This window comes from Mycobacterium sp. TY814 (genome assembly GCF_030755175.1).
In the GTDB taxonomy this organism is placed as follows: domain Bacteria; phylum Actinomycetota; class Actinomycetes; order Mycobacteriales; family Mycobacteriaceae; genus Mycobacterium.
In genome coordinates, this window is the sequence record NZ_JAUFRY010000001.1 from 41,763 (window position 1) to 54,442 (window position 12,680).

10 protein-coding genes are annotated in these 12,680 nt (G+C 68.2%); 4 read left to right on the forward strand and 6 right to left on the reverse strand.

Annotation, left to right across the window (positions count from 1 at the left end):
• Window positions 1–66: 66 nt before the first annotated feature.
• The 3 genes from QXH22_RS00145 (at window position 67) to QXH22_RS00155 (ending at window position 1,374) form a co-directional block, all read left to right on the forward strand.
• Window positions 67–753 (forward strand): MBL fold metallo-hydrolase, encoded by a 687-nt coding sequence (locus tag QXH22_RS00145; RefSeq protein ID WP_306240750.1) that lies wholly within the window; start codon window positions 67–69, stop codon window positions 751–753.
• Between the two features lie 133 nt (window positions 754–886).
• Window positions 887–1,117 carry a hypothetical protein gene (locus QXH22_RS00150; RefSeq protein WP_306240751.1) on the forward strand — a complete coding sequence of 77 codons (231 nt, stop codon included), beginning with the start codon at window positions 887–889 and terminating at the stop codon, window positions 1,115–1,117.
• Window positions 1,118–1,164: 47 nt separating this feature from the next.
• On the forward strand, window positions 1,165–1,374 hold the full coding sequence (locus QXH22_RS00155) for a hydrolase (RefSeq protein ID WP_306276041.1): 210 nt from the start codon (window positions 1,165–1,167) through the stop codon (window positions 1,372–1,374).
• An 11-nt stretch (window positions 1,375–1,385) separates the two neighbouring features.
• Here QXH22_RS00155 and QXH22_RS00160 read toward each other — a convergent pair whose 3' ends face one another.
• Window positions 1,386–1,826, reverse strand: a complete 441-nt coding sequence (locus QXH22_RS00160; protein WP_306240752.1) for a universal stress protein — start codon at window positions 1,824–1,826, stop codon at window positions 1,386–1,388.
• A gap of 123 nt (window positions 1,827–1,949) precedes the next feature.
• On the opposite strand from QXH22_RS00160, the gene QXH22_RS00165 reads away from it, so the two are divergent.
• Complete coding sequence (locus QXH22_RS00165; RefSeq protein ID WP_306274649.1) at window positions 1,950–3,527, forward strand: glycosyltransferase family 39 protein; 1,578 nt, start codon at window positions 1,950–1,952, stop codon at window positions 3,525–3,527.
• Between the two features lie 13 nt (window positions 3,528–3,540).
• Here QXH22_RS00165 and QXH22_RS00170 read toward each other — a convergent pair whose 3' ends face one another.
• The 5 genes from QXH22_RS00170 to QXH22_RS00190 all read right to left on the reverse strand — a co-directional run bounded on the left by QXH22_RS00170 (window position 3,541) and on the right by QXH22_RS00190 (window position 12,656).
• Window positions 3,541–4,947 (reverse strand): MFS transporter, encoded by a 1,407-nt coding sequence (locus tag QXH22_RS00170; RefSeq protein ID WP_306240754.1) that lies wholly within the window; start codon window positions 4,945–4,947, stop codon window positions 3,541–3,543.
• A 27-nt stretch (window positions 4,948–4,974) separates the two neighbouring features.
• Complete coding sequence (locus QXH22_RS00175) at window positions 4,975–6,399, reverse strand: MFS transporter (protein ID WP_306274650.1); 1,425 nt, start codon at window positions 6,397–6,399, stop codon at window positions 4,975–4,977.
• On the reverse strand, window positions 6,396–8,552 hold the full coding sequence (uvrB, locus tag QXH22_RS00180) for an excinuclease ABC subunit UvrB (RefSeq protein WP_306240756.1): 2,157 nt from the start codon (window positions 8,550–8,552) through the stop codon (window positions 6,396–6,398). Before uvrB ends, QXH22_RS00175 begins: the two co-directional genes overlap by 4 nt.
• Before the next feature lie 84 nt (window positions 8,553–8,636).
• Entirely contained in the window at window positions 8,637–10,493 is a 1,857-nt protein-coding gene (locus QXH22_RS00185; protein ID WP_306274651.1) for a PE family protein, read from the reverse strand.
• 180 nt (window positions 10,494–10,673) lie between these two features.
• On the reverse strand, window positions 10,674–12,656 hold the full coding sequence (locus QXH22_RS00190) for a serine/threonine-protein kinase (protein WP_306274652.1): 1,983 nt from the start codon (window positions 12,654–12,656) through the stop codon (window positions 10,674–10,676).
• Between the last annotated feature and the right edge of the window lie 24 nt (window positions 12,657–12,680).

Genomic DNA, 12,680 nt, shown 5'->3' on the forward strand with positions numbered 1-12,680 from the left:
TGTCCCTACCGACAGGAAGTCGGCCAAGCCGCTCGAGCCAGCCGTAACCAAGTAGCGTGCATGGGTATGACCGCTCCCAACGAGCTCAGCGACGACTACACCGGACACGTCGACCCGGGTACGGCGGCCCGACGCACGCTGCCCGGAGCGACGATCGTAAAGGCCTCGGTAGGCCCGATGGACAACAACGCATACCTGGTCACTTGTTCCGAGACCGGCAAAACGCTGCTGATCGACGCCGCGAACGACGCCGAAGTCCTGATCGACTTGATTCGACGGTACGCGCCGACGTTATCGCTGATTCTGACCAGTCACCAACACTTCGACCATTGGCAGGCCCTGGAAGCCGTGGTCGAGGCGACCGGAGCGCCGACGGCGGCCCACGAAATCGACGCGGAGCCGCTGCCGGTGCAGCCGGACCGTTTGCTGGCGCACGGCGACACAGTGCAGATCGGTGAGCTGACGTTCGACGTGATCCATTTGCGCGGGCACACCCCGGGATCGGTCGCGCTGGCACTGGACGGCGCTGCAACCGGCGGCGTGACCCATCTTTTCACCGGCGACTGCCTGTTCCCCGGTGGTGTGGGCAAGACCTGGCAGCCCGGCGACTTCGAGCAGCTGCTCGATGACGTGACCACCCGGGTCTTCGACGTCTACGACGACTCCACCGTGATCTATCCCGGCCACGGCGACGACACGGTACTGGGCGCCGAACGCCCGCACATTCAGGAATGGCGCGAGCGCGGGTGGTGATTCCCTCGCTCTAGGGTTTCTGTCTGCCAGACGGCGATCCCCGCACTGCAAGCGCATCGTCCGAACTCACGCGCCACGCGCCGGGACGTTCGACCCTATGCCCGCCACGGCCCGGAGCGAACGATGAGAAGCCATGAAGCGCGACATTCTCAAGTTCCTGTCGGGCATGTTTGCCGGGTTCGCGATCGAACATGCGGTCCTCGCCGTATACCTGTCAGCAGGCGTTTTCAACCTGCCTCAGTTCATGGGCAGGCATTGGCCCGATTGGTCTCCATGGCTGGGGGCTGCTCTCTACGCGGCCATTAGTGTCTGGCTCGGTTACTTCGGCTGGCGGAAAAAGGGCTCTGCGCATCATGAAGCGTGATGCGTACACGTTCCTATCGGGATCAGCGTTCGCGCTGGCATATGCGCATGCCGCCTACGCGGTGGCCGCGTCCAAGGGTTCCCGGGTGGTGTGGGCAGGAGCGGCCCGGCGACGCCGAGCAGCTGCTCGCCAACATCACCACCCGGGTCTTCGGCGTCTGCGACGACTCCACCGTGATCTGTCCAGGCCACGGCGATGACACGGTGTTAGGCGCCGAACGCCCGCACATTCAGGAATGGCGCGAGCGCGGCTGGTAAGTCTCCTGGTCTCAGGTGGTGTGCACGATCAGCACGTCGACCTTGGCCTTGCGCGAGACGTTGGCCGGAACCGAACCCAGGAGCCGACCCGCGATCGTGCTCAACCCGACGTTGCCGACCACCAGCAGGTCCGCTTTCTCCGACTCGGCCAGGTGCACCAATGCGTCCACGGGGGCACCCTCGATGGCTCGCTCCTCGACGTTCTTGGCGCCGGCGTTGTGCGCCCGCTCCTTGGCGTCGTGCAGGATCTCGTAAATCGGACCGGTGCCGGTGACCTTGTAACTTTCGCTCTTCAGGGCGTCGACGGCGCGAGCGTCCTCGTGCTGCGGCAAATACGCCGACGCGATGATCAGTTTGGCGTCCGACCCCGCGATCGCAGCTGCCCTGTCTACCGCGCGCAACGACGAGTCTGAGCCGTCAGTCCCTACGACCACGGTTTGATAGGCGCTCATTTACCCTCCCAGGTGTCGGTTTCCGCCAACCCAAGACCCTATCGCGTTGCTGGACGTAGACGGGAGAGGTTTGCGGCGCGGGTCACGTCCGGACCGCCCGTGCACATAAAGTTGAAACCAATCATGTCTGTGTCAATCGTCGAAAATCCCGTGGCCGACGACGCCGAGCCGGCCGCCGCGGCACACCCGAGGGGCCGCTTTCTGGACCCCTGGGCCATCGCGGCCCTGACCATGGTCATCAGCGCCGCCTGGGCGGGCCGACCGTCGCTGTGGTTCGACGAGGGCGCGACCATCACCGCGTCGGCCAGCCGCACGCTGCCGGAACTGTGGAAGTTGCTGGGCCACATCGACGCCGTGCACGGCTTCTACTACCTGCTGATGCACGGCTGGTTCGCCATCTTCCCGCCGACCGAGTTCTGGTCGCGGGTCCCCAGCACGCTGGCCGTGGGAGCCGCCGCGGCCGGCGTCGTGGTTTTCGCCAAGCAGTTCTCGGGGCGCACCACCGCGCTGACCGCGGGCACCGTCTTCGCCATCCTCCCGAGGGTGACCTGGGCCGGTATCGAGGCGCGCTCGTCGGCGCTGGTGGTGGCGGTGGCAGCCTGGCTGACGGTGCTGGTGGTGGCCGCGGCCCGGCGGAACCGGGCCGGGCTCTGGGTGTCCTACTCGCTGCTGTTGATGGTGGCCGTCCTGGTCAACGTCAACATGGTGCTGTTGGTATTGGTCTACGCCGCGATACTGCCGTTCACAGCGAGGGGGCCGGCCCCCGAAGGGGCGCGCAAGTGGCCCGCCATCTGGCTCGCCGTGGCATCGGTAGTTGCTCTCGGCGCCATGACGCCGTTCATGCTGTTTGCCCACAAACAGGTGTGGCAGGTCGGATGGATCAACGGACTCAACCGAAATCTCTTCCTCGACGTCGTGCACCGGCAGTACTTCGACCACAGTGTCCCGTTCGCGATCCTGACGGGGGTTCTCCTGCTGACCGCGGCGGGCTTGCGTGTCGCCGGCAAAGCCCGCGCCGAGAACGGCCGGCTGTTGCTCATCAGCGCCCTTTGGGTGGTGATTCCCACTGCTACCGTCCTGATCTACTCAGCCGTCAGCGAGCCGATCTACTATCCGCGCTACCTGATCTTCACCACCCCGGGCGCCGCGGTCGTCCTGGCCGTCTGCATCGTCGCCATCGCCCGCAAGCGCTGGCAGGTGGTCGGCCTCCTGGTGCTCCTGGCCATTGCGGCCTTTCCCAACTATTTCTTCACGCAGCGGGGACCGTATGCCAAGGAGGGCTGGGACTACAGCCAGGTCGCCGATGTCATCAGCGCGCACGCCTCTCCCGGCGACTGCCTGCTGGTGGACAACACGGTGCCATGGCGTCCCGGCCCGATTCGTGCCCTGCTGGCGACCCGGCCGGCGGCCTTCCGGTCGCTGATCGACGTCGAGCGGGGTTTCTACGGCCCCAAGGTCGGGGCACTGTGGGACGGCCACGTCGCGGTGTGGCTGACGACGGCGAAGATCAACAAGTGTCCCGCGTTGTGGACGATCACCAACCGGGACACGTCACTGCCCGACCATCAGGTGGGACAGGCGTTACCGCCGGGCACGGCGTTCGGGCGGGCCCCGGTCTACCAGTTCCCGAGCTACCTCGGTTTCCACATCGTGGAGCGCTGGCAGTTCCACTACTCCCAGGTCGTCAAGTCGACGCGCTGACGAAGCACCGCGGTCAGCCCGTGGCCCGGCGGTCGCGGTGGGTGGCCTGGTAGGACGCAACGAAGCCGAGCGCCGCCAGCGCCGTGAAGACCGAGAACAACCAGCGTGCGGAGGTCACCTCACCGCCGGGCGCGGTGTTGACCACCACACCGGCCAGTCCGGCCCCAAAGGCTCCGGCACTGAGCTGGATGATGTTGATCGCCGCGGCCGCCGCGCTGCTCTCCGCCTCGTCGTCAACGGCGGTCATGGCCCGCACGGCCAGGTGCGGCCACGCGATTCCGATGCCCGCCCCGGTGATGAGCAGGGCGAGCGCCCAGATCGCGACGATGCCGAGGGGCGCGTAGGGGCGCTGGGTGACGGCACCCAGGGCCAGCCCGGTCGCCATGATCAGCGGCGCGACCGCAACGACGTGCCCGATCACCTGGCGATTGGTCAGTGACGCACTGGCGATTTCGCCAATGGTCCAACCGGTGGCCAGAGCTGCTCCCAGGAATCCCGACTCCACCGGGCTCAGGTCGGCCAGTTGCTGGCCGAACAGCGGCACATAGGTGTTGGCCATCGCCGCGATCATCTGCACGGCCATCGTCAGGTAAATCCACTTCAACGGCCCGCGGCCGAACACGCTGCGCGGCAACACCGCGACGTGCATCCGCCAGTCAACCACCAGGAAGACGACCACCAACAGCACCGCGGCGGCCAGCAGGCCCAGCGTCTGCACCAGGTAATGCGGCAGAGCCGCGACGCTGACGGCCAGAGCGGCGGCCCCCATCAACAGCAGCGACCAGATGGGCACCGCGCGGTTGGGCTTTTCTTCCTCTTCCATGCCCGCCCGAGCCGTCACGACCCTCGCCACCAGCACGGCCATCAGCGCGGCGGCCAGTCCCATCACGACGAAAGCCCAGCGCCACCAACCGAATTGAGCGAAAATCCCGCCCGCGGTGGGCCCGATCAATGTCGCGACACCCCACATGGTCGACACCAGCGCCGAGCCACGGGTCCACAGGTGACGCGGCAATGCACGGTTGATCAGCGCGTATCCGAGACCGGCCAGCAGGCCGCCGGCCACGCCCTGCAGCATTCGTCCGGCCACCAGCACTTCCATCGTCGGCGCCAGCGCGGAGACGAGGCCGGCGAGGCCGAATACGGTGAGGCCCATCAGGTATGACAACCGCGCCCCGACGCGCAGCAACATGGGATTGACGGTGGTGGCTGCGACCACCGAACCAATCAGATAAAGCGTTGTCGCCCAGGAGAAGAGGCGGTCGCCGCCGATGTCGGCGACGACGCTCGGCAACATGCTGACGGTCAGAAATTCGTTGGTGGCGTACAGCGCAACGCCCCCGGCCAGCACGGTACAGGTGCCCAGGTGCTGACCGAGCAGCTCACGCCAGCTGCCGGTCTCGCTGACCGTCTCCGTCACCATTCCACCGTAAGAGGTCCGGCGGCGTTACGGCCGCAACCCCGCTGCGGCCGGACGTGCCGTTCGACGGGTCGCGCGGTAGGACGCCAGCACACCGAGTGCGGCCAGCACGGTGAACACGGCATACAGCCAGCGGGCCTCCATCAGCTCGCCGCCGGTTGCGGAGTTCACCACCACACCCGCCAGCCCCGCGCCGAAGGACGCGGAGATGAGTTGCACGGTGTTGATCGCCGCGGCCGCCGCGCCGCTCTCGGCAGGATCGTCGACGGAGTCCATCGCCCGCGCCGACAGATGCGGCCAGGCCATTCCGATGCCGGTGCCGGCGATCAGCAGCGCCAGGGCCCATACCGCGATCAGACCGGGCGATGCGTCGGCACGCTGGGTGAGGGCGCTGAATGCCAGCCCGGCAGCCATCAGCAGCGGCGCGACCAGGACGACGCGGTTGATCACCCGAGGGTTGCTGAGCGAGGCGCTGACGATCTCGCTGAAGGTCCAGCCGACCGCGAGTGAAGCACCGAGGAATCCGGCCGCGACCGGCGTCAGGTGTCCCAACCGCTGGCCGAACAACGGCACGTAGGTGTCCACCATGACGGCCATCATCAGCACCGCGAGTGTCAGGTATATCCATTTGAGGGGCCCGGTTCCAAACACACTGGGCGGCAGGACGGTTGCGCGGCTACGGCGATCGACGACGACGAATCCCGCGATCAACAGCAGGGCGACCGCGAGTAGGCCCGCGATCGCCATGGCATTGTGCGGCAACTGCGCGACGCTGACCGCCAGCGCGGCCGCGCCGACCAACAGCAGCGACCCAACCGGCACCCGAAGCGCAGGGGCCGCTGAGTCGTCCTGGTGGGTCGCGCTCGCCGCCAGGACCGCCGGGACCAGCACGGCAAGCAGCGCGGCAAGGACGGCCATCGCACCGAAAGCCCAACGCCACAAACCGAATTGCGCGAACAGGCCACCCATCGCCGGGCCTACCACCGTTGCGACGCCCCACATCGCAGAGACCAGGGCCGAGCCTCGGGTCCACAGTTCTCGCGGCAACGCGGCGTTGATCAGCGCGTAGCCCAGCCCTGCCAGGGTGCCGCCGGCGACTCCCTGCAGCGCGCGGCCCGCGATCAGCACCTCCATCGTCGGAGCGACCGCGCACGCGACGCTGGCCACTCCGAAAACGGCCAGACCCAGCAAGAACGACGAGCGCGCCCCGAACCGGCGCAGGATGGTGTTGACGGTAGTCGCCGCGACCACCGATCCGACCAGGTAGAGGGTGACCACCCAGGCGTACAGGCGGTCGCCGCCGATGTCGGCGATGGTGCTCGGTAACAGGCTGACCGTCAGGAACTCGTTCGTGGCGTACATGGCGACACCGCCCGCCAGCACCGTGGCCGTGCCCAGGTGCTGACCGAGTAGTTGCCGCCAGCTTCCGGTCTCGCTCGTCGTCTGCGTCACTTGAGACCGGCGGCGTCCATCCCGCGCAACTCCTTCTTGAGGTCGGCGATCTCGTCGCGGAACCGGGCGGCCAGTTCGAACTGCAGGTCGCGCGCGGCGGCCATCATCTGCGCGGTCAGGTCCTTGATCAGGTCCGCCAGCTCGGCGCGCGGCATCGTGGAGGTGTCGCGGCCCTCGATCACGCCGGCGCTCACAGCCCGGCCTGCTTCACCCTGCGCGCGCCGGCCGCGGGAGGCGTTGCGTCCGGATCCGCCGATCTCGACGTCCGTGTCGTCGGCCTCGCGGTAGACCTGGTCGAGGATGTCGGCGATCTTCTTGCGCAGCGGCTGCGGGTCGATTCCATTCGCCTCGTTGTAGGCGATCTGCTTGGCGCGGCGGCGTTCGGTCTCGTCGATCGCCTCTTTCATCGAGTCGGTGATCTTATCGGCGTACATGTGCACTTCGCCCGAGACGTTTCGCGCCGCACGGCCGATGGTCTGGATCAGGCTGCGCACCGAGCGCAGGAAGCCCTCCTTGTCGGCGTCGAGGATCGACACCAACGACACTTCGGGAAGGTCGAGACCTTCGCGCAGCAGGTTGATGCCGACCAGAACGTCGTACTCGCCGAGCCGCAGTTGCCGCAACAACTCGACGCGGCGCAGGGTGTCGACCTCGGAATGCAAGTAGCGGACCCGGATGCCCATCTCCAGCAGGTAGTCGGTGAGGTCCTCGGCCATCTTCTTGGTGAGCGTGGTGACCAGCACCCGTTCGTCGCGCTCGGTGCGCTTGCGGATCTCACCGATGAGGTCGTCGATCTGGCCCTTGGTCGGCTTGACCACGACCTGCGGGTCGACGAGGCCGGTCGGGCGGATCACCTGCTCGACGAACTCCCCGCCGGTCTGGCTTAGCTCATAGGGCCCCGGCGTGGCGGACAGGTACACCGTCTGCCCAATTCGGTCGGCGAACTCCTCCCACGTCAGGGGGCGGTTGTCGACCGCCGACGGCAACCGGAACCCGTATTCGACGAGGTTACGTTTGCGGGACATGTCGCCCTCGTACATGCCGCCGATCTGCGGCACGGTGACGTGCGACTCGTCGATGACCATCAGAAAGTCTTCGGGGAAGTAGTCCAGCAGTGTGGCAGGTGCGGACCCGGCCGGCCTCCCGTCTATGTGGCGCGAGTAGTTCTCGATGCCGGAGCAGAACCCGACCTGTCGCATCATCTCGATGTCGTAGTTGGTGCGCATCCGCAGCCGCTGGGCTTCGAGCAACTTGCCCTGCCCCTCCAGCTCGGCGAGCCGGTCGGCCAGCTCCTGCTCGATCGTCGAGATGGCCTGCGCCATCCGCTCGGGACCGGCCACGTAGTGGGTGGCCGGGAAGATGCGCAGCGAGTCGACCTGGCGAACCACGTCGCCGGTCAGCGGGTGCAGGTAATAAAGCGCCTCGACCTCGTCGCCGAAGAACTCGATGCGCACGGCCAGTTCTTCGTAGGACGGGATGATCTCCACGGTGTCGCCGCGAACCCGGAAGGAGCCGCGGGTGAACGACAGGTCATTGCGCGTGTACTGAACGTCGACCAGCAGCCGCAGCAGCCCGTCGCGCGGCACCTCCATGCCGACCTGCAGCTCGACGGAGCGATCCAGATAGGACTGCGGCGTGCCCAGGCCGTAGATGCAGGACACCGATGCCACCACCACGACGTCGCGACGCGACAGCAGCGACGACGTGGCGGAGTGCCGCAGTCGTTCGACGTCGTCGTTGATCGAGCTGTCCTTTTCGATGTAGGTGTCGGTCTGCGCGATGTACGCCTCGGGCTGGTAGTAGTCGTAGTACGAGACGAAGTACTCGACTGCGTTGTGCGGCAACATCTCTCGCAGCTCATTGGCCAGCTGGGCGGCCAGCGTCTTGTTCGGCGCCATCACCAGGGTGGGCCGTTGCAGCCGTTCGATCAGCCAGGCGGTGGTCGCCGACTTCCCGGTGCCGGTGGCGCCGAGCAGCACGACGTCGCGCTCCCCCGCTCTGATCCGGCGCTCCAGCTCGTCGATGGCGGCGGGCTGGTCGCCGGCGGGTTGATGCGGGCTGACCACCTCGAAGCGGGCACCGGAGCGCACGACCTCGTCGACGGCCCGGTATTCCGAGTGGGCGAGTACTGGGTGTTCGGTGGCGAAAGCCATAGCACCAGGGTAGAACCAGCCACCGACAAGCTTTGTTCCGCGCAGGAACGCTGAGCGTTGGGCCGCTACCGTTCAGTTCTGCCGCTAGGACGGCCCGTTCGCGCCGGCTTTACCGGCCAGGCTTCCGCCCCGCCCGCCGACGCCGCCGACCGCACCGCCACCGCCGCCGGCGCCGCCGTTGCCGCCGTCACCGATCAGTTGCGCATTGCCGCCGTTACCGCCGTCTTTGCCCACACCGTCGTCACCCGTGCCGCCGAAACCGGTACCACCGGCACCGCCGGTACCGCCCGCAGCGCCGCTGCCTCCGTTGCCATACAGCGCTCCGCCTTGACCGCCGTTCGAACCTGCCCCGCCGTCACCGCCGGCGCCACCGACAGCGTTGGTACTCAACCCGCCTTGAGCGCCCCTGCCGCCGGCGCCCCCACCGCCGCCGTTGCCGATCAGCCCGGTACCTCCACCCGCTGCGCCGGCTCCGCCGCTGCCGCCGATGCCGCCGTTGGGACCGTTGAAGGAATTGCCGCCCGCTGCCCCGTCACCGCCTGCTCCGCCTGCTCCACCGTCCCCGGACAGGAATCCGCCCATGCCCCCGGCGCCGCCCGTTCCGCCGTTGCCGCCGGTCTCCCCAGGCGCATCGCCGAAGTTCCCTCCGCCGATGCCGCCGTTGCCGCCACCGCCGCCGGCACCGCCGTTACCGATCAAGCCGGCGGCGCCGCCCTTTGCCCCCGCCCCGCCGGCACCGCCCTTCCCAACGAGGTCGTTAGGAGTGAAGGCACCACCGCCGCTGCCGCCCGCACCGCCGGCGCCACCGTTGCCAAGCACCAATCCGGCTGCGCCACCGTAAGCGCCATCTCCGCCGGCACCACTCGCCCCGCCGACGTCGCCGGTGCCACCCATTCCGCCGCGGCCGCCTACGCCACCTGCGCCACCGTCGCCGATCCACCCGCCCGCACCACCATGTCCGCCGGCGGCACCGGTGCCACCAGCCCCGCCAACCAGGTTGCCGGCACCACCGACACCGCCCTGGCCGCCTGCGCCACCGGCTCCGCCGTTGCCGAACAGCCCGCTGGCCCCGCCGTGCCCCCCGACGCCACCCGATCCGGCGTACCCGCCGGTGAAATTGGGGCCGATACCCATGCCGCCACTTCCGCCGTCACCGCCGGCCCCGCCCACACCGCCGTTTCCGTACAGACGACCGCCGGCACCACCCGTACCGCCCGCTCCCGCGGCACCACCGTCGCTTGCAGCGGCGCCGGCAGCGCCGAAACCACCGCTCCCACCGGCGCCACCAGCTCCGAACAGCCCAGCCGACCCACCATTACCGCCGATTCCCCCGGCGCCGCCAGCCGTGACAGCTGTTCCGCCGGCCCCGCCGGCGCCACCGTTGCCGTACAACCAACCGCCCTGGCCACCGGCTCCGCCCGCAGCACCGGCGCCGCCTGCGCCGCCAACGCCGCCCGATCCGATCAATCCGGCGTTGCCACCGGCTCCACCGGCGACCCCGTTGGCTCCACCGGCGCCGCCGGCCCCGCCGCTGCCGAATAGCCACCCGCCGTCGCCGCCGCGCTGGCCGGGCGCACCGGTTGCGCCGTCACCGATCAGGGGGCGCCCGGTCCAGGTCTGCACTGGCGCGTTGATCGCATCGAGCAACGCCTGCTGGACATTGGCGGCCTCCGCCGTCGCATACGCGTTTGCGTTCGCATTCAAATTACGAAGAAACTGTCCATGAAACGAAAGCGCCTCCGCGCTCAGCACCTGATATTGGCGAGCGTGGGCGTTGAACACCGCAGTGATGGCCGTTGATACCTCGTCGGCGGCAGCAGAAACCACATTTGTCGTCGGGCCGACCGCGCCCTCATTGGCGACTGTCAAGGACGACGCGATTCCGGCCAACTGTTCTGTCGTAGCGGCGATGAGCTGCGGCGATACCAAAAGAAACGACATTGTGACCCTCCCCAAATCAGGATGACCGCAATTTATCAACTCTGATCTCGACAATCTCGGGGAATGGAAGAAATTCTTTCGGGGTAACGAACACGGCCATCGGCTACACACTGGATAGGAGCCGAGTGACATTCAGCGGGCGGATTTCGCCTGCATTTTGAGGCGACCAATCCCACCCGATCAGCTATGCCGCGCCCATACCCGGGTGCCCGGGTTGCATTCAATCAGGTAGCCGTCGTTGGACGCCGACAGTGCGAAGACCGGAATGTCCGGTCGGTCACACGAACTGCCGGCGGCATGCACGCCGGTCGTGATCGGCGCCTTGCTCCACACTCCGCCCTCGCAGACGACCTGCTCGTTGCTGGTCTGGTCGTAGCCGAGCTTGTCCACGTCGCTGCACACCCCGCCCAACACGGGCGGCATCGGGCGGGTCGCCGGAAGCGTGGCCGCGCCGGCCACCCGCGCCGGATCGGCGAGAACCACGTTGGCCGGCGCGTCGCCCACCCGCGTCGCCACCACGGGCACCCGCAGCACCGCGCCCTGGGCACCGCATTCGTTGCTGCCGACGGTCTCGGTCTGCACGCCACGCAGTGTGCCGTCGGCCTGCAGGGCCAGCGACAGCGCCACCGTCTCCTGCTGGGTGGCTCCATCCGCCTGGTTCGCCTGGTGGCAGTGGACCCGGATCTGTTGTGCGGCCCCCTGCCAGTACCCCGCCACGAACCGCAGGGCGTCGTGCTGTCCCCCGTCGGTGGTGTCGGCGACCTGATGGGTGGCGTCATCCAGGCGGACACCGGTGGCGGCACATCCGCCGGTCGTGCACACGGAATGGAATGCCCACCAGTAGGTGGTGCCCCCGTCGTGCCGGACCGGGGTGCCGTTCGTCGTGCGTTTGGCCCGGTTGAGGTCGAGTCGATAGGTGCCGTCGAGGACCTTGCCCGGCGTAGGCGTCACGGGCGCCGCCGCCGCGGGCGGCGCAGGCTCAGCCGGCCGGGCTGCCAGCGCGGGGCTGGGCTGCGACGGGTCGGTCTCGAAGCTGTACAACGTGGACCAGGTGGCCGCCACCGCGATCAGCACCGCACAGACCAGGGCGGCCGCCATCCGCACGCGCGAGGGAACCCGTGGGCTGCGGGCACCCTGACCTGGCGGCTCGGATGGATCGACGTCGGAGGTCGGCACCGATCCTGCGCGGACCGCGGCGGCGAACATCCGGCACCGCTCGAAGCGGTCTTCCGGTTTCTTGGACAGTGCCTTGGCGAACACGTCATCGAGGTGCGCGAGGTCCGGACGGCGTTCGCTGAGCCGGGGCGGCTCGTCATGCAAGTGCTGGCTGATGACCGCGACCGGATTGGCGTTGCGGAACGGCGGTGCCCCGGTCAGCAGGTGAAACGCCGTGGCGGCCAACGCATATTGGTCGGCGCGCCGATCGATGTTGGAACCCGCCAATTGTTCCGGCGCCGCATAGGCGACGGTTCCGACCGCGACGTTGGTCTGGGTGATGCCGCTGATGTCAGCGAGGTGACGCGCGACCCCGAAGTCCGCCAACAGGATTCGGCGTTCTTGGCTTTGGTCGGTATCGGGATGGGTGAGCAGGATGTTGGCGGGCTTGACGTCGCGGTGCAGCAGTCCGCGGTCGTGGGCGTAATCGAGGGCTCCGGCAACAGCGTCCAGAATGGCGCACACGTCATCGACCGGCATCCCCTCCGGGTGAGCCTCCCGCACCAGCCGGGCGGCATCGGTGCCTTCGACGTAGTCCATGGAAATCCAGAGCTGGCCCTGGAATTCGCCGCGATCGTGCACCCCGACGATGTGCGGATGCCACAATGTCGCCGCGAGATCGGCCTCCCGGTTGAACCTTTCGCGGAACTCGGTGTCCGCGGTGATCGCCTCGGCGAGCACCTTGATCACGTCGCGGCGCGGCAACCGCGGATGAAGGGCGAGATACACCTCGGCCATTCCCCCGGCGCCGAGCTGTCGCAGGATCGTGTAGCCGGCGAACGACGCGCCGCGAGTCATCCCCGGCCGCGCCGGGCCGTCGGAACCCGAAGCGGGTGCCGAGCCGGATGCAGAGACGCGGCGCCGCCGGTGCGTGACGGTTGTCACAAGCCCGCGGCCGGCCTTGAGCCCGGCTCGAAGACGCCGGGTGGCGCCTGGTCGTTCATCCATCCGCAAGATGCCCCCTCCTCCATT

What these genes read in the sequence shown, in the direction of transcription:
- QXH22_RS00150 (WP_306240751.1), top strand. Translation starts at nt 887, where the DNA reads ATGAAGCGCGACATTCTCAAGTTCCTGTCGGGCATGTTTGCCGGGTTC.
- QXH22_RS00160 (WP_306240752.1), bottom strand. Translation starts at nt 1,826, where the DNA reads ATGAGCGCCTATCAAACCGTGGTCGTAGGGACTGACGGCTCAGACTCG.
- QXH22_RS00165 (WP_306274649.1), top strand. Translation starts at nt 1,950, where the DNA reads ATGTCTGTGTCAATCGTCGAAAATCCCGTGGCCGACGACGCCGAGCCG.
- QXH22_RS00155 (WP_306276041.1), top strand. Translation starts at nt 1,165, where the DNA reads ATGCCGCCTACGCGGTGGCCGCGTCCAAGGGTTCCCGGGTGGTGTGGG.
- QXH22_RS00185 (WP_306274651.1), bottom strand. Translation starts at nt 10,493, where the DNA reads ATGTCGTTTCTTTTGGTATCGCCGCAGCTCATCGCCGCTACGACAGAA.
- QXH22_RS00145 (WP_306240750.1), top strand. Translation starts at nt 67, where the DNA reads ATGACCGCTCCCAACGAGCTCAGCGACGACTACACCGGACACGTCGAC.
- QXH22_RS00190 (WP_306274652.1), bottom strand. Translation starts at nt 12,656, where the DNA reads ATGGATGAACGACCAGGCGCCACCCGGCGTCTTCGAGCCGGGCTCAAG.
- uvrB (WP_306240756.1), bottom strand. Translation starts at nt 8,552, where the DNA reads ATGGCTTTCGCCACCGAACACCCAGTACTCGCCCACTCGGAATACCGG.